The organism is Limosilactobacillus galli (genome assembly GCF_947381495.1).
In the GTDB taxonomy this organism is placed as follows: Bacteria; Bacillota; Bacilli; order Lactobacillales; family Lactobacillaceae; genus Limosilactobacillus; species Limosilactobacillus galli.
In genome coordinates, this window is record NZ_CANCWK010000009.1 from 1 (window position 1) to 21,145 (window position 21,145).

The 21,145-nt window shown below is 48.2% G+C and carries 21 protein-coding genes, 2 tRNA genes and 1 pseudogene; 10 read left to right on the forward strand and 14 right to left on the reverse strand.

Annotation, left to right across the window (positions count from 1 at the left end; all coding sequences use genetic code 11):
• Position 1 precedes the first annotated feature (1 nt).
• From QOS10_RS03235 to QOS10_RS03250, 4 genes are all read left to right on the forward strand, one after another.
• Positions 2-76 (forward strand) — tRNA-Asp (locus tag QOS10_RS03235).
• A 122-nt stretch (positions 77-198) separates the two neighbouring features.
• Positions 199-549: a hypothetical protein gene (locus QOS10_RS03240; protein ID WP_283593679.1), complete on the forward strand. Its 351-nt coding sequence runs from the start codon at positions 199-201 to the stop codon at positions 547-549.
• A gap of 264 nt (positions 550-813) precedes the next feature.
• Entirely contained in the window at positions 814-1,308 is a 495-nt protein-coding gene (locus QOS10_RS03245) for a hypothetical protein (protein WP_283593681.1), read from the forward strand.
• A 218-nt stretch (positions 1,309-1,526) separates the two neighbouring features.
• Positions 1,527-2,879 carry an aspartate aminotransferase family protein gene (locus QOS10_RS03250; protein ID WP_283593682.1) on the forward strand — a complete coding sequence of 451 codons (1,353 nt, stop codon included), beginning with the start codon at positions 1,527-1,529 and terminating at the stop codon, positions 2,877-2,879.
• Between the two features lie 69 nt (positions 2,880-2,948).
• Here QOS10_RS03250 and QOS10_RS03255 read toward each other — a convergent pair whose 3' ends face one another.
• From QOS10_RS03255 to QOS10_RS03265, 3 genes are all read right to left on the reverse strand, one after another.
• Entirely contained in the window at positions 2,949-3,512 is a 564-nt protein-coding gene (locus QOS10_RS03255; RefSeq protein ID WP_283593683.1) for a phosphoribosyltransferase family protein, read from the reverse strand.
• Positions 3,513-3,526: 14 nt separating this feature from the next.
• Entirely contained in the window at positions 3,527-4,606 is a 1,080-nt protein-coding gene (locus tag QOS10_RS03260; RefSeq protein ID WP_283593684.1) for an NCS2 family permease, read from the reverse strand.
• A 407-nt stretch (positions 4,607-5,013) separates the two neighbouring features.
• Entirely contained in the window at positions 5,014-6,381 is a 1,368-nt protein-coding gene (locus QOS10_RS03265; protein WP_283593686.1) for an amidase, read from the reverse strand.
• Between QOS10_RS03265 and QOS10_RS03270 the strand changes: the two are divergent.
• A pseudogene (locus tag QOS10_RS03270) lies at positions 6,379-6,606 on the forward strand (transposase); the annotation flags it as partial. The gene QOS10_RS03265 and the pseudogene QOS10_RS03270 overlap by 3 nt on opposite strands.
• Before the next feature lie 174 nt (positions 6,607-6,780).
• On the opposite strand, the gene QOS10_RS03275 reads toward QOS10_RS03270, so the two are convergent.
• The gene (locus QOS10_RS03275; protein ID WP_283593687.1) at positions 6,781-8,130 is read right to left on the reverse strand and encodes an FAD-dependent oxidoreductase; all 1,350 of its coding nucleotides are present in this window, start codon (positions 8,128-8,130) and stop codon (positions 6,781-6,783) included.
• Between the two features lie 122 nt (positions 8,131-8,252).
• On the opposite strand from QOS10_RS03275, the gene QOS10_RS03280 reads away from it, so the two are divergent.
• On the forward strand, positions 8,253-8,666 hold the full coding sequence (locus QOS10_RS03280; protein ID WP_283593691.1) for a type II toxin-antitoxin system PemK/MazF family toxin: 414 nt from the start codon (positions 8,253-8,255) through the stop codon (positions 8,664-8,666).
• Between the two features lie 47 nt (positions 8,667-8,713).
• On the opposite strand, the gene msrA is transcribed toward QOS10_RS03280, so the two are convergent.
• Together msrA and QOS10_RS03290 are read right to left on the reverse strand one after the other, a co-directional pair.
• Complete coding sequence (gene msrA, locus QOS10_RS03285; RefSeq protein ID WP_283593692.1) at positions 8,714-9,241, reverse strand: peptide-methionine (S)-S-oxide reductase MsrA; 528 nt, start codon at positions 9,239-9,241, stop codon at positions 8,714-8,716.
• A gap of 18 nt (positions 9,242-9,259) precedes the next feature.
• Positions 9,260-10,120 carry a MetQ/NlpA family ABC transporter substrate-binding protein gene (locus tag QOS10_RS03290; RefSeq protein WP_283593693.1) on the reverse strand — a complete coding sequence of 287 codons (861 nt, stop codon included), beginning with the start codon at positions 10,118-10,120 and terminating at the stop codon, positions 9,260-9,262.
• 801 nt (positions 10,121-10,921) lie between these two features.
• On the opposite strand from QOS10_RS03290, the gene QOS10_RS03295 reads away from it, so the two are divergent.
• Positions 10,922-11,770 carry an aldo/keto reductase gene (locus tag QOS10_RS03295; protein ID WP_283593694.1) on the forward strand — a complete coding sequence of 283 codons (849 nt, stop codon included), beginning with the start codon at positions 10,922-10,924 and terminating at the stop codon, positions 11,768-11,770.
• A gap of 83 nt (positions 11,771-11,853) precedes the next feature.
• Here the strand turns inward: QOS10_RS03295 and QOS10_RS03300 are convergent, their stop codons facing one another.
• Together QOS10_RS03300 and QOS10_RS03305 are read right to left on the reverse strand one after the other, a co-directional pair.
• The gene (locus QOS10_RS03300; RefSeq protein ID WP_283593696.1) at positions 11,854-12,120 is read right to left on the reverse strand and encodes a hypothetical protein; all 267 of its coding nucleotides are present in this window, start codon (positions 12,118-12,120) and stop codon (positions 11,854-11,856) included.
• 3 nt (positions 12,121-12,123) lie between these two features.
• Entirely contained in the window at positions 12,124-13,077 is a 954-nt protein-coding gene (locus tag QOS10_RS03305; RefSeq protein ID WP_283593697.1) for a 3-hydroxyacyl-CoA dehydrogenase family protein, read from the reverse strand.
• A gap of 94 nt (positions 13,078-13,171) precedes the next feature.
• Here QOS10_RS03305 and QOS10_RS03310 point away from each other — a divergent pair, with 94 nt between their 5' ends.
• Entirely contained in the window at positions 13,172-13,738 is a 567-nt protein-coding gene (locus QOS10_RS03310; RefSeq protein WP_283593698.1) for an RNA 2'-phosphotransferase, read from the forward strand.
• 69 nt (positions 13,739-13,807) lie between these two features.
• A tRNA-Pro gene (locus QOS10_RS03315) sits at positions 13,808-13,881 on the forward strand.
• A 69-nt stretch (positions 13,882-13,950) separates the two neighbouring features.
• On the opposite strand, the gene QOS10_RS03320 is transcribed toward QOS10_RS03315, so the two are convergent.
• The 6 genes from QOS10_RS03320 to QOS10_RS03345 all read right to left on the reverse strand — a co-directional run bounded on the left by QOS10_RS03320 (position 13,951) and on the right by QOS10_RS03345 (position 19,558).
• Complete coding sequence (locus QOS10_RS03320) at positions 13,951-14,448, reverse strand: ECF transporter S component (RefSeq protein ID WP_283593699.1); 498 nt, start codon at positions 14,446-14,448, stop codon at positions 13,951-13,953.
• 3 nt (positions 14,449-14,451) lie between these two features.
• Positions 14,452-15,027, reverse strand: coding sequence for a TIGR01440 family protein (locus QOS10_RS03325; RefSeq protein WP_283593701.1), 576 nt, complete (start codon positions 15,025-15,027; stop codon positions 14,452-14,454).
• Between the two features lie 111 nt (positions 15,028-15,138).
• Positions 15,139-15,378, reverse strand: coding sequence for a hypothetical protein (locus QOS10_RS03330; RefSeq protein ID WP_283593703.1), 240 nt, complete (start codon positions 15,376-15,378; stop codon positions 15,139-15,141).
• Between the two features lie 148 nt (positions 15,379-15,526).
• Positions 15,527-15,886 carry a GNAT family N-acetyltransferase gene (locus QOS10_RS03335; RefSeq protein ID WP_283593704.1) on the reverse strand — a complete coding sequence of 120 codons (360 nt, stop codon included), beginning with the start codon at positions 15,884-15,886 and terminating at the stop codon, positions 15,527-15,529.
• Positions 15,887-16,091: 205 nt separating this feature from the next.
• Complete coding sequence (locus QOS10_RS03340) at positions 16,092-17,645, reverse strand: mucin-binding protein (RefSeq protein WP_283593705.1); 1,554 nt, start codon at positions 17,643-17,645, stop codon at positions 16,092-16,094.
• A complete protein-coding gene (locus QOS10_RS03345; protein ID WP_283593706.1) occupies positions 17,642-19,558 on the reverse strand; it encodes a mucin-binding protein in 1,917 nt (638 codons plus the stop codon). The genes QOS10_RS03340 and QOS10_RS03345 overlap by 4 nt, the downstream gene beginning before the upstream one ends.
• A 483-nt stretch (positions 19,559-20,041) precedes the next feature.
• On the opposite strand from QOS10_RS03345, the gene xerS reads away from it, so the two are divergent.
• Positions 20,042-21,112, forward strand: coding sequence for a tyrosine recombinase XerS (xerS, locus tag QOS10_RS03350; protein WP_283593708.1), 1,071 nt, complete (start codon positions 20,042-20,044; stop codon positions 21,110-21,112).
• Positions 21,113-21,145 lie beyond the last annotated feature (33 nt).

Below are 21,145 nucleotides of genomic sequence, written 5' to 3' on the forward strand. Positions count from 1 at the left end.
TGGTCCGTTGGTCTAGTTGGTTTAGGACGCATCCCTGTCACGGATGAGATCACGAGTTCGAGTCTCGTACGGACCGTAATACAAGTCTTGCTTCGGCGAGGCTTTTTTTATTTTTAAATTTCAGTTGACGGCAACTGGTTGCACTCCTGTACAATACAAGTGGATGTGAACAACGGACACAAAAAGGATGAGTTACCAATGCCATACCAACTAGTATACCTTCCCAAAAGCGGTAATAAGAACTATTGGACAATCGATCACAGCTTCACCCATAAGATGAAGAATCATTGTTTTTGGGACGACTCCGCCCAGCTCATTGCTGATTTGCCAACTCTCAAGGCTCAATACCCAACCATCTTTAACAACCGGCGCGATGATCGCTTTTACTTATACGATGAGGACGATAAGCCGGTCGCTAACGTGATGGAGATGATGATTGCTCCAACCGCAGACACTTTCCAAACGACCGGACAACCTTCAGCAATTCCCATCATCGCGCATGGTTCAAAGGAATACTATGCCATTCGAGCCGATATAGATAAGCAGTAGTATTACTATGATAGTTCAAAGGGGAAGAACGGCTCTTTTGTTACTCCGGGGGCCGGAGAGATCCGCTTCTGGAAGCGGCAAGAACTTGATAAGGCCATCGCAACTGCCCAGAACCTCTGCCGAAACAAGAACTTTTTGAAAAAGCTGCCCGGGCTGACACCTAAGAATCTTATAGTAGTTAACATCCGGACAAATGAATCTGTCTGGTCTGCCCTGTCAATGGAAGCTGAGGATGCCAATCAAACTTCACCAACTGATGAGTTATTGGCAAAAGTTAAAGCCCAGCTAGGTGAACATTTTGATTGGTCTGATCGGGGAGAGATTCTCAATGACCAGGGAGAGCAACTGAAAATGCCAACGGTAGATCTCGAGCATTATAGTGCTCCACAAGTCTTTGCGGCGCTCTGCTACGTCATTGAAGCGCTCAACCAGCGGGCCACTGTAAACAGCCTGCTGGATGTCTATGACCAGTTTATCCTGCAGGATTACCTCCATACGGTTGAACTCACCGATGCTCATCAATTGGATAGTGCGGCATTCATTGAGTCCCTCCAAAAGATGCGGCAGGAACGGCGGAAGGTCAAAGATTTGAGTGTCCTTCTCAATGCTATTGGCGACAACATCGATCAGACGACTATCCTAAAGCAATTACTCGGTCACCAATCGCTGCATAATCAATATCATTATCGCAATCATCAGCTCGGGGACCAGTTGCTTAAAATGATCGACTCACCCGACGTTGAAGATGAGGAAGATTAAAATATCATTGTAATAGGGCGCTAGCGTACGATGCTGGCGCCTTTTATTTAACCGGAAATTTACCGCTAATGCCAAATCGGTTAAATAATTATAGATTGCTATGAGATCTTCTGCCTTCTCGACGGCTTTTTTTGTCGGTGTTGCACTCCTTAATTAAATATGCTATGGTATTTTCAAATGATTTTCTAATCTTTTTCGCATAATCAGGAGGGATGAGCATGGCATGGGAGAATGACCTTGGTGATCAGATGGTTCATCAAAACCACCACAACATTGCGGAAACACAGTTAATCCAGTACTTTAACCTGGTTGTAAAGTCCGCTCGCGGCGCAATTGTCACTGATGTTGAGGACAAGAAGTATATCGACCTGCTGGGAAGCGATTCGGCGATGAACGTCGGGCACAACAATCCGAAGGTGGTTGCTGCGCTGAAGAATCAGATCGACCGCTTCATTGGCTATGATGCCGGGTACTTCACCAACCCGACCAGCATTAAGCTCGGGGCTCGGCTTGCCGCTCTGGCACCCGGGGATGGTCATAATAAGGTTGCCTATGGGACCTCAGGCTCAGATGCTACCGAAGGGATGATTAAGTTTGCCCGTGCTTATACAGGGCGTTCCTACATTGTTTCCTATGAGGGAGCATATCACGGGACCACTTATGGAGCCATCACTGCCGGCGCCTGCGATGTCGACATGGTCCGCAAGATCGGGCCGCTCCTGCCCAATGTCGTCCATGTGCCGTTTCCTAACCTCTACCGGCGCCACCCGGGGGAGAGTGAGCATGACGTTGCCATTCGCTTCTTCAACGCCTTCAAGCGGCCATTTGAGACCTACCTGCCTGTAGAAGAAACTGCCTGCGTGATGATGGAGCCGATTCAGGGAGATGCCGGGATCATCATTCCACCAAAGGAATATGTCCAACTAGTCTACAACTTCTGCCATGAACACGGCATCTTGTTTGCAGTCGATGAGGTTAACCAGGGGCTGGGACGGACCGGGAAATTCTGGTCCTATCAGCACTTTGGCATTACTCCAGACCTGCTGGCAACGGGAAAGTCATTAGCCTGTCAGCTGCCAATGAGTGCGGTCCTGGGGAGTGCCGAGATCCTCGATTCGCTGAAGACCTCATCCTATGTCTTTACCAGCGGCGGGAACCCGGTTGTCGCTGCGGCGGCCTTGGCGACCCTTGATGTGATTGAAGAGGAGAACCTGGTTCATAAGTCCGCAGTCGATGGTGTCTACGCTAAAAAGCAGTTTGAGAAGCTGGCTGATAAGTATGATTGCATCGGTGATATTCGGATGCTCGGTCTCAACGGGGGGATCGAACTGGTTAAGGACCGCCAGAGCAAGGAACCCGATCCCGATGCGGCTGCCAAGGTCATCTACCGTGCCTTTCAGAAGGGAATCATCATGGTTAAGCTGAACGGTAATGTTCTGCGTTTCCAGCCGCCATTGGTGATCACTCGTCAGCAGCTTGATAAGGCCTTTGAGATCCTTGATGATGTCTTTAATGATCTTGAACATGACCGTATTAAACTGCCGACTGAATTGGAACACGAGGGCTGGTAAAACGACTGTGAGATACTAAAAAAGCGTGGTTGCATGACCACGCTTTTTGTTTTGTCCTATGGGATGGGCCTAATTAGGCTTAATGGTTCCGTCCAGGTTAAAGAGGGGGAGGGGCTCGAGGAATTGAATGTCGGTCCGCTTAGCTGCCGCACCCTCGGCTAGGATTGCTAGTTTGCCGACAATCTGGCAGCCAGTCTTATTCAACAGCTCACTGGCTGCGTGGATTGAGCCGCCGGTGCTGATCACGTCATCGACCAGGACAACTCGTTTGCCACGAAGTTTGGTGGCATCGTTGCCATCGAGAACCAGTTCCTGTTCATGGTTCGTGGTAATGGCGTTAACGTGCGTTTCCAGGGGATGCTGCATGTATCCCTTCACCGACTTGCGAATGACCAATGAGTGGGGATGATTGCTCAGCAGGGCCAAATCGTGGGCAAGGGAGATTCCCTTACTTTCAACGGTTACAATATAATCGAAATCTGCTGGTAGTTTAGGCAGCAAAAGTTTTGCGGCGGTATAGCTCATTGCATCGTCGCCCAGGAGGACAAACGAGGCGATGGCGGTATCGTCGCTGATCGGAACGATGGGCAAGTCACGCTGCTGGTCACCAATGGTAAGTTGATATGTCTTCATAATAAATGAGCCTCCTATAACGATGCAAACAACGGCAGCAACACTTTTAACAAGCCCCCGGAAAGCAGGCCGACAAACGGGTCAACCAGTGCCGTCACCAGCATTGTGGTGGCTGCAACCAGTTGTTCCTTACCAGCAAGGGCGCTGGCGGCATTTTCCGGGAACGTCACGAACATGCCTAATACGAATAAGAAACCGGCGATTGAAGAGCTGGGAACGTATTTACCAATCTTTTGCAGCCAGCCTAAAGCAAGGATTGCCGCCATGATCAGCATCATCAGGCAGCCGGCGATTACCGGTTCCGGGGCACTAGCAGTTGCTGAAATAATTGTTTCGACCGGGGCACCGCCAAGTAGGCTGGTTCCCATGTCAGCCAGGGCCTGCGAACTCGTCAGCAGGTTCAGGTTAACGGGATTGGGCTTGATACCGGTCATCTGGCCCGTAATCAGTCCGTATGAGAGGTTGGCGCCGATATTCAGACAGGCCAGGCTCAGCGCTCCACGAAGGATTCGAAGGTTAAACATTGGCTTGGTGAAGATGAACTTCCGCACGGTCACGTTGGCCGGTAAGCTAGCCTGGTAATGCTCACCAAAAACAGCATAGAGGCTTGAAAGGATTACGGAGAGACAGATTGTCCATACCAGGTCTTTGGAAATCAGATATGTAATCACGGCCACAAGAATTGATAGCCAACCGGTAAGGCTATGGCGGTGAACCTTTGACATGTCGAGGGCAATCTTGGCAAGCATGATTCCCACACCAGCCATCATGGCAGTAATGATGTGATTGCCAAAAAGGTGCACAATGCGAGTCAGAACACCGGTAAAACCGATGATCGCCATAATAATGGAACCGCCAAAGATAATTGAAGTAAATTCACGCGTATTACGTCCCAAATTACCAGTTAGTGCTAGTGATTCGGCCTGAAAAGAAACGGGCGCAACAGAATGAAAAATAAAGTTAATCGCGGCGACAAGCAAAAATGAGAAAGTGGTAGGAAAGACGGCAAAGCCAAGGCCCATCGCCATGATCCCTTGAGGAATTCCGTTTAGGACCACGCCAATTGCGGCCATCAAGTCAGCAAACCAGTGCATAAATTCTCCTCCTAAATCCGAACAATACTGAGCAACCAGCAATAAAATAACTAAATTATACGAATATTATTATACATATAACTTGCGAAGTCAATGTGTTTTCTTAACAATATCTAGGGATAATCTTAAAATAGTTAGGAAATAACGAATACAGTAAGCTTCAGACTTAGAATAATTATGATGTATAGTGGGAAATTTGCTCATACTCAAGGGCGAAAAGAATTTTTCAAATCAAAAATGGCGAAAAAAGTGCTGTTGTGATTGGCATGGAGCGGCTATGAATAAATGCCACTAATGATTAAACTAGTGGCATTCTTTTTACTTAAGCAGGGAAGCAGTTTTGCTTCGTATCAACCTGTCATTAAAATTATAGTTTTAATGCTACACACAATACTTACACTAGGAGATTAATCTATTTTGGGAACTGGATTAAGCATCTTAGATTGACGCTGATCTTCAAAAAGTTTTGCCATTTGCAATAATAATTCCTCATGTCCCTTACTAGCAATAAATTGAATACCCATTGGCGTACCTTGTTTACTCATTGCCGTTGGTAAAGAAATGGCTGGCTCTCCAGTCATATTAGCTTGTTCCGTGAACGGTGACTGAGCCGTTGCAGGTAAACATTGGTCATAAATTAATTGACGTTGTTCACCCGGCGTTAATTCTTGGATATGTTTCATCTGGTTAATATATTCAGCCCGATCAGAATCATCCACTTTAGGAGCTGGCTGGGCATTTGTTGGGGTTAAGAATAATGGATAGAATTGGTGCATTTGGGCATGCTGGGCAGCAGCCTGATCCCAGTGACTAAGCGCTTGGCTATACTCAGAGCCCAGCACATGCTGACCCATTTGCCATAATGCCCAGGTGTACAATTCCATGTCATTTTGGCTCAACGGGCGCTTCATTCCCCGCTGAACTTCAGCAAACATTGCAGCGGTCTCTGCTCCATTCATTAAATAGTAGGACCGCATCATTTGCTGACCATCGACGGGATCATACATTCTTTGAACATGGAATCCTTGTTCCCGCAAAAAAACCACGGCATCTAGCACTGCTTGTTTAGCTTCATCACTAACCGGTGTACCAACTGGTGATTTAGTTGTGTAACTAATTGTAATTGGTGGAATAACGTCATCTAAGTGCTTAGTAAATCCTGGTTGATAACGTGGCGTTTGAAAAACTGCTTTCTCTTGAACGATTTGCAGCTGGTCCAATAGCAATGCTGTGTCCTTAACGGTACGTGTCAAGGCAAAGTTAATTGAAGCCCCTTGCCAGGAACGCCATTCAGCGGGACCCGTTGGGACCCGTCCACGAGTTGGCTTCATACCAATTAGCCCTGTCCAGCCGGCAGGAATACGGATGGAACCTCCACCGTCATTAGCGGCAGCCAATGGAACCCATCCATCTGCTACCGCCGCAGCGGAACCACCCGACGATCCGCCCGGTGTATAACTAGTTGACCATGGATTCCTAACTGGTCCATATAATTGGTCGTCAGACACATTCTTGAAGCCAAATTCTGGAAAATTGGTTTGACCAATAATAATAAACCCTGCCTTTTGTAAGGCGCGAACAAAATTATTTGTCTCACTTGCAATATGGTCCTTAAATAAACGATTGCCATTAGTATCCGGCTCGCCAGCCATTTGTTGACCAAGGCCCTTAATCAGAATTGGTACACCAAGAAATGGCTGCCCCTCATCTTTGAGCTCGCGGGCTTCCTGTCGTGCGCGATCTGCTCGCAAATGAATAACGGCATTTAACTGCAAACTGGTACTCCGGTTTATTTTGCCCATGCTTATTCACCACATGAACGCGGTAGTAATGAGAACCGTAACCGAGTTTTACGACGCTTTATTCCCAAAGGTCAAGCCATTGAAGAGTTAAGCGATCACAAGCTGGTTCAAATCAATTGGTATTTGAATACCCGGCCACTTAAATGTCTTAACTGGCGCACATCAATCGAGATCTTCCTGCTTAATTTACGTCATTAAATTCGTTCAAGTTATTTCTTGCAATCTGCCTTTCTTAAAGTGACAACTTTTAAGGCTATTGTACGGATTTAAAAAGACCTCCTATATGAGTTTCCTCAAGTATAGAAGGTCCGTGCGGCGTTTAGAATACGTGTTGTTATGGTGTGCTTACTTTCGATCTTACCTTTATAATGTTTACTTTTCTAGTTCGGCCTGCTTCTTCATCGCTGCCTGACCGAGGATGTTCAAGTAGTTAAATGGCCGGTCAAAGTGGGGTTGGAAGAGCATGTCAACGAATGCTAAGTAGTTAATGGTGTGCTTATCTTGGATGCATAGTGAGAGGACGTTTGCTGACTGCGAAACATCATGCTTGCTCATCAGCTGGCCGCCAAGGATTTGCCGGGTCTTCTTGTTCCAAACCAGCGTCATCAGGACGGGGGTCGTCGTTGGCATAAATTCAGGCCGGTAGTTGTCCTCAATGGTTACCGCGGCGGCATCAAAGCCGGCTTCCTTGGCGTTTTCTAACGTCAAACCGGATGAAACCATCGTCGTCCCGTACAGGTTCAAGCCGGAACTAGACTGGGTCCCCATATCGCGCATCGTGTTGCCGAAGACATTTGTCCCCACAATGGTTCCCTGCCGGATCGCGTTAGTAGCCAACGGAATGTAGGCATCCTTGCCGGTCGGGTTGTAGTGAACGGAAGTGGAGTCACCGGCTGCGTAAATGTCAGGGTCGGATGACTGCATGTATTCGTTGGTGACGATCGCTCCGTTGTCATGCATCTCAACCTTGCCCTTCAGCAGATCAGTGTTAGGACGGAAGCCGACGCAGAGAATTGCGATATCGGCATCGTAGCTTCCCTTATCGGTCTTCACCGTTACCCCGTCTTCGTGGTTGTCAAAGCTGGTTACCCGCTGATCGAAGGCAAAGTGGGCACCGTGGTTAACGAACTCCTTTTGAATCCGGTCGGTGTACTCACGGTCAAAGTACTTGTGGAGCATTCGGGACGAACCGTCGATCAGGGTAACGTCCTTGTTTTGCCGGGTATAGGCTTCGACTAATTCGACCCCGATGTAGCCGCCACCTATGACAACAATCCGTTGAGCATCCTTGGCTACGTTGAATAGTTCCTTAGCATGGTGGAAGTTCTTGCACAGGTAAACGTGGGGACCGTCAACACCTTCAATTGGCGGGATTACCGGCCATGAACCGGTAGTGTCCACTAATTTGTCATAGTGGTCAGTCTTGGTTTTACCCGTTACGAGGTCGGTCACCGTTACCGTCTTCGTCTCTGGGTCAATGTTCGTGACATTGTGCTGCATGTGAACTGTAGCACCCATTTCAGTGAGCTGCTCCGGACTGGAGTAGAACATCGCATCGGGGTCACCAACATCACCGCTTAAGTAGACAGCGATCCCGCACGACAGGAATGAAACGTTGTCGTTCCGTTCATAGATCGTCACTTTGGTCTCAGGATGATTTTGCAAAATTTGGGTAGCGGTGATAGTTCCCGCATGGGTGCAACCAACGATAATAACTTTCATAAATAAACACCCCTCGTATTAAGTTCTAAATTTCACAATCAATCATACCATGAAATAATAATTTTTACAATCTACCTTATTCAAGACCATCATCAATAACCTTTTTATTTCAGGCAAAAGAAATGACCTTACCGCAGCAGAATACCGCTTCGGCAAGGCCAACTAGTTTTTATTATTTAATGTGTCAACTTGACAGGGTACAGTACCCGGCGATGACTCAGGCTTTATTGAAGCTGAGGTTGATGATGACGAGCTATAAGCAGTACATTCCGGATCGGCAAGATTTAATTTGGATCAATTTCAAGCCTTCTGTCAGGCAGGAGATTCGTAGCCGTCATCCGGCAATTGTAATTAGTTCGGCAAATTATAGTCGGTTAACTGGACTGGTTGTGGTAATGCCAATTACTCATGGCACCAATAACCGCTTAAAGAGCCTTTTCATCCCCCTACACGCACAAAAACTGGAGGGATATATCAACCCGTTGCAGACATACACGTTCAGTATTGAAAAGCGCACGGAGCTGAGTGAAATCTGAAAATTTCATCCAGCTCCGTTTACTATTAATGACTTATGTCCCAGAAGCTATTTATTCCCCCAATGTTCCTGCTTGAATTGTTCACGGCCACCTGCTTCTTCTGCCGCAAACCGTTCTGGATTCTTCTTATAGAACTGCTGGTGGTAATCCTCTGCCAAGTAGAAAGGCTGGACATCCTCTATCTGGGTAACAATTTTAGCATCGCCAAACTTCCCGCTTTCTGCCAGCCGTTGTTTAGATGCTTCAGCGATTCGCCGCTGCTTATCGTCCTTAACAAAGATCACCGGCCGGTAGTTATCGCCACGGTCCTGAAACTGCCCCATCGCGTCTGTCGGGTCGGTTTGGTGCCAGTAAATGGTTACAAGGTCATCATAGGAAACCACAGCAGGATCAAAGGTAATCCGCACCGCCTCCGTATGACCGGTGGTTCCTGTTTTCACCTGTTCATAGGTGGGGTTAGCAACGTGGCCCCCAGTATAGCCGGACTCCACCTTTTCAATGCCTGGATAGGTGTCAAATGGCTGTACCATGCACCAAAAACAACCACCCGCAAAAATAGCAGTATCTAAACTCATGAAAATCCTTCCTTTCCTTTAGTTGCGACCAAAGATTAGCCAAGCAGCAACTTGACTCCCCTTGTACGTCTTTTGAATAGCCTGTTTGGTAGCCTCTGTCTGGTAAGCGTCAACCACCTTCTTATAGGTCGGGTTATTCTTATCCTTTGCCTGCACAGCAATGATGTTTACGTATGGTTTAGCCTTCTTATTAACCGGCTCCAAGTAAAGAGAGTCCTTCTTGGGTTGGAGATTAGCTGCAACCGCGTAGTTACTATTAATAATCGATGCATCAACCGAACTCAGCGCCCGAGCGGTTTCCGCCGGGTCTACTTCCTTAAACTTCAAATTTTTAGGGTTGGCCGTAATATCGTTGAAGGATGGCTTGATCCCACTGTTCCCCTTAACCTTAATCAATCCAGCCGATTGCAGGAGGTTCAAGCCTCTTCCCAGAGTGGTTGGTTCATTGGGGATTGCAATTGTCGCGCCATCCTGCAGGTCCTTTAGGTGTTTATACTTCTTTGAATAGATCCCCAGTGGCGAGATCACCGTATTCCCAATGCTTATCAGATGGGCGTGCTGATTCTTGTTGTAGGAGTCGAAGTAATAACGGGTTAGGCAGGAGTGCATGTCGATTTTCCCCTCCTTTAACGCTACGTCTGGTTGAACATAATCGTTAAAGGTCACGTATTTGATATTGATGTGCTCCTTCTTTAGTCGCGCACGGACGCTATCCCAAACCGGTTGGGAGTCCGTTCCGACCAATCCCAGCCGCACCGTCTTCGTTTCTGCCTGTTGATGGCGCTGATAAGCAAAATTGCCTAGACCAGCGATTACTAATAAAGCGATGATGATTCCAATAATCCAGTTTCGACGTTGCCATCGCTTCTTTCTTTGCATTTGTCCTTCCTCCTTATACTAAAAAACGCCCCGAAAAGCAGTCAATTCTGCTCTTCGGGGCGTTCCAATTTATAACGCGTTACCACCCGAATTTAACTGGGCCTCACAGCCCAATCCTCAATGAGTACCAACATACTCAGACCTGATATCAAGGTCAACCCGCACGATCGCTCATCAGTCGACTTACAACCGTGAATCGCTTCAAGACCATCTTCACCATTGCTAACTGGACGAGCTCACACCAATCCCCGCTCTCTGGGCCAGTTAATGAATAGTTACTCATCCTTTCACAGCACTTTATAATTTGATTGCAATCATAATATAATAATTGCTCAGTAGTGTCAACTATTTTTCCAAACATTTTTAGATGAACCCCATTTAGCAAAAAAGGCACGTCTCCCAGCAACCACTGGGAGACGTGCCTTTATCTTTGCTGCTAATCATCAAGCCGTTTTAATTCGGTTCGGCAATAGTAGCAATTAATGTGACCATATTTCTTCATCATGCTTTTAACCTGACTATGACTAAATTCATAGTGCTCATGACAATTTGGACACACAAAATATTCTTTTCTTGTTGGTAACAGATTTAATAGCATCCCCATCATTTTTCTTACTCCCTAATTTATTCACTCACATCTTACGGCATACACCAACTTGGTATGACCAAACAAGATAATTCCTAATTTGTCACTAACAAGTAACATTTGTAAAGTTCTTTAATATTTGCCAACCGGTTTGAAAGCGCTTTTTATCTTTATGTTAAAATAGGCATAAAGACTTAACCAAGGAGGAATTAGCGATGCAAACGGTTAAAATTGGTGAAACAACTCTCCCCGCTATTGGGATCGGGACCTGGCATATTGGGGATGATCCGCAGAAGCGATCAAACGAGATCAAGGCGATACAGACCGCCATCGACCAGGGAGCCGCCGTCATTGATACCGCTGAGATGTACGGGATGGGTCGGGCCGAAACAGTCGTCAAGGATGCCATCGCCGATTACCATCGTGAACAGCTTTACATCATCGACAAGGTCTTGCCGGAGAACGCTGGCCATCATCAGCTGGAAGTGAGCCTCGATCAGAGCCTTAAACGGGTCGGCACTGATTACTTTGACCTCTACCTTCTCCATTGGCGCGGCTCCATCCCGTTAAGCAAGACAGTCACTGAAATGGAAGCGATGGTCAAGAAGGGCAAGGTCAAGCACTGGGGCGTCTCTAACTTCGATGTGGCCGACCTCCATGAACTATGGCAGCTTCCGAATGGGCAGAATTGCGTTGCTAACGAGGATCTCTATAACCTCGACGAACGCGGAATTGAGTTTGACCTTATCCCCCTGATGAAGGAGCATCACTTACCGCTGATCGCCTACTCTCCGCTCGCCCAGGCCGATACAATCTCCGGTCGACTCACTGCTGATCCTTTCCTGAAGGAACTGGCAGCTAACCACCAGTCCAGCGTTTACCAGATCATGCTTGCCTGGACGCTGCGAAACGGCAATGTCCTAAGCATTCCCAAGGCAGCCACACCGCAACACGCCCTTGATAACATCCGTGCGCTGGAGATCCGCTTCACGCCGGACGAGCTGGCTGCCCTAAGCAGGCGTTTCCCCGCACCGACCAGCAAGCAGCCCCTGGCAACAATTTAACCATTAAGAACTTCAAAAGCTTCCTTGCCGGCATTACGCCCAACCAGGAAGCTTTTCTCATTACTACTTCTGTTTTGCCAACATCACATTGCCATCGGCAGGATTACCGTACACAACTTTCCGGAAAGCTTGACGACCGGGGTGGCGGCCCTCAGCTTCAGCCCCTTTATGGAGTAGTCGCCGTCAAACTCGCCGACCTTCTCAAACAGGGCTGGAATTGTCTCCTGGTCCGTGATGATAATCTCAAATTTACCATCGACCCCGCCATTGCTGAAGTGAACAGCGGTCCCATCCGCCCGGTTAATTGTCACTTGGCCATTCGTAGTTGATTGTTTAATCTCTTGTCGCATTAGTTAGTCCTTCTTTGCATTGTGGTCATGCTTGAGCTGGTCGAGGAGAGCCGCGTCACGGTCGGCAACAATTCGCTTTCCGGTATCCCCCTGCCAGTCATAGAAGCCTTGGCCGGATTTCAGCCCTAGTTTACCATTGTCGACCATCTTTTCAAGGGTCGGGTCCGTCCCCGTAGCGTTCGCCAGGTCTGCGTACAGGTATGAGCTGATGTTCTTGAAAACATCAAGGCCGCCCAAATCGGCACTGGCGATCGGTCCTACCAGGTTCCACCGCCGACCCAGGCTGTACTTGATAATATCATCAACCGCTTCGGGGCTGGCAATCCCTTCGTCAACGATATGGAAGGCCTCCCGCAGAACCGCCAGCTGGATCCGGTTACCGACAAAACCGAGGGCCTCCTTCTTGAGCGGAACCGCGTGCTTGCCGATCTTGTTCATCAGGGCCACGGTCAGGTCAACGGTTGTCTGGCTGGTCTGCTTGCCCGGCACTACCTCAACCAGGGGCATCAGCTGAGCGGGATTCCAGAAGTGCGCCACGACAAACCGCTCCGGATGCGTCAGAACACTCTGCAGGACCGTGGGACTCAGGCCGGATGTGTTGGTAGCCAGGATTGTCTCCGGGCTAACCTGCTGTTCAATCTCCTGCCAGACCTGTTGTTTAACCTGCTGGTCCTCGACGATCGACTCGATGACAAAGTCAGTATCCTGACAAGCCGCTGCCATATCGGTCGTATAGGTAATCCGCTCTAGGATCGTGGCGGGCTGCTCTTTCAACAGTCCGGCTTGCTCGAAGGTTGCCAAGTCGTGAGCAATGGCGTCCTTTCCCCGTTGCAGTCCGGCCTGCTGGTGATCATACAATCGTACCGGATAGCCAGCCAGCGCAAACTGGAGCGCTGTCGCGTGGCCCATTGTGCCGGCACCGACATTGGTAATCGTCTTGATATCTGTTAATTCCATCTCATAACACCCCTTTGTTAATTACTGACCTAATTATACCATTTCCGGGCCGGCGATCGTCCAATATGTTACCATAGCGCTGGAAGGTGATTGAATGCAGTACACCAAATTGAAATATATCAGCAAGAAGATGTCTTATGCTCTTCGCCACAACCCTGGCAAGTACGGCATCGAGCTCGACGAATACGGCTACACGGACCTGAATCACTTCATCAGCGCACTCAACCGGGTCCACCACCTTGCCCTGACCAGAGATGACATCACTGAAGTGATCGCTCAGAGTGATAAGTGGCGTTTTGAGATCAAGGGCAAGCGTATCTGCGCACTGTACGGCCACTCCATTCCAGGGATCATCCATCACCGTGAGGCTACCCCACCGGCTTTGCTTTACCATGGAACCGCCCGCCGTTTTCTGCCCAGCATTCAGGAACTGGGCTTGCTGCCAATGCAACGGCAGTTCGTCCACCTCTCAACCTATATCCCGACTGCCCGCCAGGTGGGTTCCCGGCATGACAGTCGGCCGGTTATCCTGGTGATTGACACCCGGGCGGCTGCCAGGGCCGGGATCAAATTCTACGTCGGCAATGAGCAGGTTTGGCTGGCGGACGAGATTCCAGCACAATTCTGCCATGTTTTGACAAAAAAATCAGGAAATTCTTAAAAAGGGCTTTACGAATCATTATTTTCTTGATAATATAGTACTCGTTCGTTAGGAACACAGATATGTTTTCGGAAAATAGCTCAGCTTGGTAGAGCACCTGGTTTGGGACCAGGGGGTCGCAGGTTCGAATCCTGTTTTTCCGATTTTTTTATTTTTAAACCCAATAAGCACCTGACCATTATCTGATCAGGTGCTTTTCTTATATATAATAATTATTGAATCATCTTGCGCAGGTGCGGTACCAGCCAGAGGGCCAGGGCTCCCCCGATGGCCCCCTGCAGGAGGTTGCCCCCGATGCTCAGGAAGCCGACCATCCAGGTGTGGTACATGAAGGAGTCACTGAAGAAGTAGCAGAGCGCCATCACTACCACCCCAACGACCAGGGCTAAGATCTGGTAGCCGCGCCGGTCACCAGCACGCCGGGTCAGGTAACCAGTCGCAAAGCCTTCCAGGCCATGGGCGATCAGGGAAAACAGGGCGTACTGGGGATAGCCGGACAGCAGGTCTAAAAACATCCCCCCGAAGCCGCCGACCGCAGTTCCGTATGCCGGTCCCAGCAACATGGCCGCGATCAAAATTCCGGCGTCACAGAGGTTGATATAGCCATGGGTCCACGGAATGGGGATGATGAAGAAGCGCCCCAAGACGACCGACAGCGCCAGCAGAAGCGCAGCCAGGGTCAAACGCCGCAAATGTTGATTATTTTTCATTGGCTACCCCTCCTGCTGCTGGTTGAAAGGATCCCTGGTGTACTTAGCGCGCGGGCCGCCGATGTACTTAGGACGTGATGACAGGTAGATCGTGTGGGCATGACCGATCGTCTTCACGGACGTCCGCACCGGCACCTGGACGAACTTCACTTGCATCCCAATGGCGGTATCACCGATATCCATCCCAGCATTCGCCTGGATGTGTTCCACTTCAATCGGCTCTTTGAAATTCTCAAAGGCCGCAATCTGCCCAGCCCCGCCAGCATGGATTTGCGGGTAAACCATTACCTGCTCGAGGCCGTACTGCTTGGCGACCGCCTTCTCAACGACCAGGGCCCGGTTAATGTGCTGGCATCCCTGAACGGCGAGGTGGATTCCCAGTGGTTGCAGAGTATCAATAATCGTCTTTACGATGGCGCGGCCGATCTCGATGCTTGAGTCTTCACCGATCTGTCCCCCGCGGACTTCACTTGTGCTCAGCCCTAGAACGAAGATGTCGCCGGCCTCAAGGTGGGCCTGTTCAAGCAGCTCAGTCAGGCCCTGCTTGGTTTGTTGCTTGACTTGGTTCAAATCTACCATATAATCAATCACTCTCTCTTGCTTTTCTCACATTAATCTCATCAATTACTAATTATTTTAACATAACAAAAGAAAGCCGTCACCTCGTCTCCGAAATGACGGCTATTGTATTTATCGCGGATCCGGATCAGCCCGCTTGACGAGTTGCATGATCAGATAATCGCGCACATCCTGCTCTGACATCTGGATCCCATTGATCGTCAATGGACCATCGTTTAATTTCTCGGTATCCCCGTGGCCCTTCAGGACTCGGTCAACCAGCTTAGGATTGTCATAGTACCGATCCAGCAGCTCGGCAGTTGACAGCTGCCGTAAGACCTCGGCGTAGGCCTTGTTTTTCTCCATTCGCATTTTAAGAAGCGCCCCTCTCACGTGATGTAATCGCCCTTTATTATAGCACTCCCCCAGTGTGTCTGCTAAAATAATGTCCTCTTCGCTACCTCGCCCACCGCTTGATGTACTCGGCATTGTCCGTCTCATCGACTTGGCGGCGGATAATCTACAACCCTTGCCGCCGGTAGAATCGAACGGCACGCTCATTCTCGGCATATACCGCCAGCGTAAATGAAGAATGGTTTTTCTTAATTGCTCGCAAAAGCTGCGTTCCAATCCCATGATTACGGTCCTCATCCCGAACGAAGATACCGGCAAGATAATCATCCTGAAGGCCAGCAAAACCCAACACGGTTGTGCCATCGACCGCAACCAGAACCTCCGCATCCAATAGCGCATCATGAACTATGGGCTGGTGACTAATCCAGTAGTCGCGGTCGACGAAGGGGTGGGCGCTGATGCTGCCTGCGAACCAAATCGCCATTACCTGATCGAAATCGGCTAATTGAAGCTTTCTAATAATCATTTCACGTCTCCTCAGCTAATTTCTAAAATACCAAAAAACGGCCTGAAGCGCATAATGGTTTCAGGTCGTTCCACTGCTCAACGTTGTCAGTATGGTTTCAAGCAATAATTTTTAAAGTAAATAAGATGGTATTCTAGGGGGTTATTTACTAAGAGAGCCTCGGCGATGAGCAATGCTTATATTCACAATGTATCTAAGATCCCGGTTATTCATGACGCTTCTTAGCCACGCCAAGGCCAAGACCCGTAGCAGCAGCCAGGCCCATCAGGCCAAGTGCAGCAGCGGAGACGGCATCATTATTGCCAGTTTGTGGTAATGATGTGCCACCCTGTGCCGTTGCGGTATGCTGGTTATTACTCATTGCGTAACCAGCACCGCTGTTGGCAAGCGGCTGAACAGTTGCGCTTGTTGCGCCAGAGTTAGCCAGGTTCATCGGACTAGTTGGACTGGTTGGCGTGTTCAAACCAGTTGACAATGAAGTACCTGGGTAAACTGGCGCTGACTGGCCGTTTGACGTGTTCGAATTCGTTGGCGTTCCTGGGTTGACCGGCGTTTCCGGACCATTTGGATTATCCGTTGGTTTTTCAGGATTCATCGGTGTGTTTGGATTCTCTGGGTTCGTCGGTGTAGTCGGCTGGCCATTCTTACTGTAGGTGATGATGACATCAATATTGCCGGAAGTTGGCTCAATGTTCGACAGTTCCTTGACGTTCCCGTTGCCATCCTGAACCTTGGCCGTGTAACCATCAACAGTTGGCGTTGCTACCGCCGCGAACTTATTGCCGTCTTTAGCAGTCCAGGTAATGTTCTTCGTCTGGTCCTTCAGTTCGTGGCCGTTAGCATCCGTCCACTTCCCTGTAACAGCGTCATAGTAGGCCGTTCCAGTGAAGTGCAGCTGCGTCGTCTTGTCGGTTGGAGTCTGGTCGCCGACACCGACGTAGTGGACAGTTTTAGTAACCGTCTTCGTGAGGTCGGTATTCTTCAGGCCATTGCCCGGCTTATCAGGGGTAACTGGTACGATTTGGTGTTCAACCTTGATGACAACATTGGTCGTGCCCTTAGTTACCTCGCCCGGAACCGTGACGTCAGGGTTAGTAACCTTGTAGCCGGCGTCCTCAAGCTTCTTGATGGTGCCTGGCTTATCAAAGTCAACCTTGGTGACAGTCTTTTGAGTACCGCTTGCCCAACCGTAGTCAGTCAAGTTCTGACCAGTGGTGGTGTCGGTAACGATGACGTTGACAACCCCTTCGTCCTTGGTTGGAACATTGTAGGTAACTTCAGTGTCCTTGCCAGGGTTCTTTGGCATAACCGTTGGTGTTTCAGGGTTCGTCCCTGGAACAGTCGGAACAGGCTCATCTGGCGTGACCTTCGTTGGGTCAGTTGGATCCGTTGGATATTGCGGCGTTGGAACATTCGGAATTGGCTTGCAGTTTGGATCAACTGGGATAATCTTCCCATTTGGTGCATAGGCAACCGTGACGGTATAGCTATTATCGTCATTATGCAATGTTACCTTATCAACATTAGCGTTGTCTTGGCTATCTTTATCAACATTCGTAACGTGGTAGCCGTTGATAACCGGCGTTCTTACTTCTGCCACATCCTGTTTAGTAGCTGACCATGTCAATGGCTTAATCCATTGACCAGTTACCTTATCAATAACCCCACTTTGAGTGAAGTTAACTGGTTGCTGAACATCCTTAGGAATATTCTCACCTGTACCCGTGTAGTGAATAGCCCACGTAATCGTCTTATTCAAACTGTCTTTATCAGTACCGTCTGGGTATTTGGACTGTTTGGATCATTCGGATTAATTGGCTGACCAGGAGTACCTGGAGTCGTTGGGGTAATTGGCTGTGTTCCGTGAACAAAGTCAATGTAGAACGTTTGCGTCTTTGAAACATCGTTGTCATAGGCTGTATCGGTTGAGAAACCATTGTTTTTGAGAACATATCCTCTATTCTCAAAGTTTGTAACCTTAGTATTAACATTAGAATCAACGATTGGTTCCCCAGTAATACCAGTCAGACTGTCTTGATCAAGGATTGTCGGATTATTGCTATTATTGACATCACGATAAATAACTTGAGCCTGTTGAGTCTGCCGGTAAACAACGGTACGTACGTAGTCAGGAGTCTTAACAACATTACCGTTTTCAACTTTAGGCATAATGTTAGGAATCTCGGCAACCGTCGTCTGATCAGCAGTATAGCCATCGATCTTAGGGCTGTCAACGGATGGGAAGTTTTGCGGTACAAATTGATCGTAGGTAATGTGACCATTAACACCCTTGTATCCTGTTCGGTGGTATGTCAATGTCTTTGTGTAATCAGGCTGTACCTGTTTACCATCCGCATACTGGTAATGGATAACCTCGTTAATAGTATATGCTTGTGGATCTGTATAGACCGTTGCCGGAATATCCGTATTAAGTAAGGACCAAACATATAAACCAGTATTAGGACGAATTTCCGTTGAACGGAATTCAACATCTAAGTTGTTCCCGCTTACTTCGGCCATTCCTGCGCCGACGTAGGTTCCAGCACTAATATTATCCCAAGCATTATTGGTAACCTTACCGGTCTGCGGATCCATCCAAGAAATATTACCGTTAAGGTTGTCATTGTCTGCATACAGCCAACCATCGGAATGTGCGGTAACGGTACTGCCGGCCAATGAAATTGGTGTTCCATTAATGGCACGAGCAAATTCGATATGCTTACCATCATAATTATTTAATGAAGCAAAACCAATGAACGCACTGCCCTTGATGAAATTAATTGGTTGCTGCATTTGGTAATCAGCAAAATATTGAATAGAAATCCGGAAATCTGTAATCCCACTATAATCAAATCCATCATATGGATTACTGAAAAATCTTATATTGTAAGATTGAGATACATTATCTGGATTCGAGAATTTCTGGAAATTACTAAATGTATAAACAGCGCTCTTGATCTTTACTCCGTTATAACTACTGTTTTGAAGATTGGTATATGTAACTTTGATAGCTTTCGGAAGTGATTTGCTCAAATCCACTGCTGTAATATACTTATAATGCCTATAGTGATTATCTGCTTTTGCTGGATCCTGAGCCGCTGGATTTAGAATAGTCTGTCCATCAGCAACAACAGTTATATCAGCATTCTGTTCATCCCCTAAGGTGAACATCTGCTCAGCCTTTAATGCATCGGAATTGGTTGTATTAATCGCATTAGAAGCTGGCGCGTTGGTTTGACTAGCTTTAGCACTGTTTGGCGCCGCTGATTGCGCTGAACTATTGACATTATTCTGTCCTGCTTGTAAAGCGTTACTTGCAACCGAAGCAGAAGCAGGAGTTGCACTATTATTGCCAGTTGAACTTGCTACATTAGTAGTCTGTGCAGCTGCACTTTGAGGAGCAGGCGTACTAGATTGACTAGCTGGTGCACTAGAGTTACCAGCTGCACTAGTCTGTGTCCCTGCCTTCAGCGTCACCGCTTGATTAGTCTCCGCACTATTAACATTGGTTTGTTGTTGCGTCGCGTCATTGTTACCGGCAGCTGCTGGCGTCAAATCCGCGTGGACGTTTGCCATGTTGCCGCCAAAGTAGAAAGTAGTACCCAAGAGCACTGAAGCAACCCCGATTCCTAATTTACGTAAACCGTAATGAGGAATTTGTTGAGAGTTCAACAATTCTTTTTAATACTTATTATTCTTTGAAACCATCATCGACTCTCCCTTTCTATAAAATTCCCTTACCATTGTTTTTTACACCCTTTAAGCAATGGTAAATTAAAGATCATAAAACTATGATTAATATTTTTATGATCCAACAACTATAATTATAAATATAATAATAAAAAGCAACCTTCTCGAATTGCCTTTCATTACCATTATTATAAATATGGATAAATAATTGCTTGTAATACCTATTACTGCAATGGTTGCGTACGCTTACAACGTTTCTATACCTGTTTTAAAAAACTATTAAATATGTTTAATTTATCATATGTATTCAACACCATAATGGACACTTAATTGGGATATATATTAATAGCAAGAGGTGCCACGCTTAGCGAGTGATCAGGGGTGATTAGCATATCCATAGTTAATTGATAACTCCACCGTCGAGATAGGCTATAATATGGTTAGCATTAATATGGAGTGAACATTTTGGAAGCAGATAAGTATCTTAAACTGATCAACGAGGAGCTCGCCAAGCTCCCGGACTATGTCAACGAATACTACCTTGGTACCAACCATGCCGTCACCACGACCTACCAGTACCTGACCGAGATCCGTCGTTTCTTCGACTGGCTGCGGGTCAGCGGCCTCGTCAAAGCTGAAAACAACCAAGGCATCCCCGTCGACGCCCTGGTTAAGCTCCGGCGCAACGACATCATGCTGTATATCGACCACCTGAAGCACAGCACTAATGCCCAGGGCCATCTGAACTCGCCAACCTCGATCAACCGCTCCATCAACGCCCTGCGCTCGCTGTTCAAGTTCCTGACGGTCACCGCCGACGTCAAGGATGGGGAGCCGTACTTCTACCGCAACGTCATGCTGAAGATTGACTCACTCAATGATACCAAGACGCTGAACTACCGCGCCCATACCCTGGCTTCCCACATGTACCGGGGACAGATGAAGTTCGACTTCATCAATTTTATTGAGAACGAATACCTGCAGAAGTGCGACAAGCGGGCACGGCGCCCCTTCAAACACAACCGGGAGCGGGACATCGCCATCATCACCCTGATCCTCGGCACCGGGGTCCGGGTCTCCGAGGCCGCTAACGTCAACCTGGGTGACCTCAATCTCAAGCAGCAGCTGCTTGACGTTACCCGGAAAGGAGGCCAGCGCGACTCGGTGCCGATTGCACCCTGGGCGATTCCCTACCTGAAGAACTACCTGCAGGTTCGGGCTCAGCGCTACCACGCCGTTAAGAAGGATGTTGCCTGCTTCCTGACGGTCTACCACGGTGAGACCCGGCGGATGACCGCTAATTCCATTGAGCGGATGGTCAAGAAGTACTCGACCGCCTTCGGTCATCCCCTGACCCCCCACAAGCTCCGCCACACCCTCGCCTCAGAACTCTATGACGTCACCAAGGACCAGGTTTTGGTAGCTCAGCAATTGGGCCAGAAAGGAACCTCCGCGACCGACCTCTACACCCACGTGGACCAGAAGCAGCAACGCGCGGCCTTGCAGGAGATCAGCGATCATCCTGATCAGCACTAGAAACAGCAAAAGCAGCCGGTGAACCGTTTGAAG

Bases quoted from the DNA above. Each gene is read 5' to 3' on its own strand.
- QOS10_RS03240 (WP_283593679.1), top strand. From the start codon at position 199: ATGCCATACCAACTAGTATACCTTCCCAAAAGCGGTAATAAGAACTAT.
- QOS10_RS03275 (WP_283593687.1), bottom strand. From the start codon at position 8,130: ATGAAAGTTATTATCGTTGGTTGCACCCATGCGGGAACTATCACCGCT.
- QOS10_RS03305 (WP_283593697.1), bottom strand. From the start codon at position 13,077: ATGGAATTAACAGATATCAAGACGATTACCAATGTCGGTGCCGGCACA.
- msrA (WP_283593692.1), bottom strand. From the start codon at position 9,241: ATGAGTTTAGATACTGCTATTTTTGCGGGTGGTTGTTTTTGGTGCATG.
- QOS10_RS03295 (WP_283593694.1), top strand. From the start codon at position 10,922: ATGCAAACGGTTAAAATTGGTGAAACAACTCTCCCCGCTATTGGGATC.
- QOS10_RS03330 (WP_283593703.1), bottom strand. From the start codon at position 15,378: ATGCGAATGGAGAAAAACAAGGCCTACGCCGAGGTCTTACGGCAGCTG.
- QOS10_RS03300 (WP_283593696.1), bottom strand. From the start codon at position 12,120: ATGCGACAAGAGATTAAACAATCAACTACGAATGGCCAAGTGACAATT.
- QOS10_RS03335 (WP_283593704.1), bottom strand. From the start codon at position 15,886: ATGATTATTAGAAAGCTTCAATTAGCCGATTTCGATCAGGTAATGGCG.
- QOS10_RS03260 (WP_283593684.1), bottom strand. From the start codon at position 4,606: ATGCACTGGTTTGCTGACTTGATGGCCGCAATTGGCGTGGTCCTAAAC.
- QOS10_RS03255 (WP_283593683.1), bottom strand. From the start codon at position 3,512: ATGAAGACATATCAACTTACCATTGGTGACCAGCAGCGTGACTTGCCC.
- QOS10_RS03290 (WP_283593693.1), bottom strand. From the start codon at position 10,120: ATGCAAAGAAAGAAGCGATGGCAACGTCGAAACTGGATTATTGGAATC.
- QOS10_RS03250 (WP_283593682.1), top strand. From the start codon at position 1,527: ATGGCATGGGAGAATGACCTTGGTGATCAGATGGTTCATCAAAACCAC.
- QOS10_RS03325 (WP_283593701.1), bottom strand. From the start codon at position 15,027: ATGGTAGATTTGAACCAAGTCAAGCAACAAACCAAGCAGGGCCTGACT.
- QOS10_RS03310 (WP_283593698.1), top strand. From the start codon at position 13,172: ATGCAGTACACCAAATTGAAATATATCAGCAAGAAGATGTCTTATGCT.
- QOS10_RS03280 (WP_283593691.1), top strand. From the start codon at position 8,253: ATGACCTTACCGCAGCAGAATACCGCTTCGGCAAGGCCAACTAGTTTT.
- QOS10_RS03320 (WP_283593699.1), bottom strand. From the start codon at position 14,448: ATGAAAAATAATCAACATTTGCGGCGTTTGACCCTGGCTGCGCTTCTG.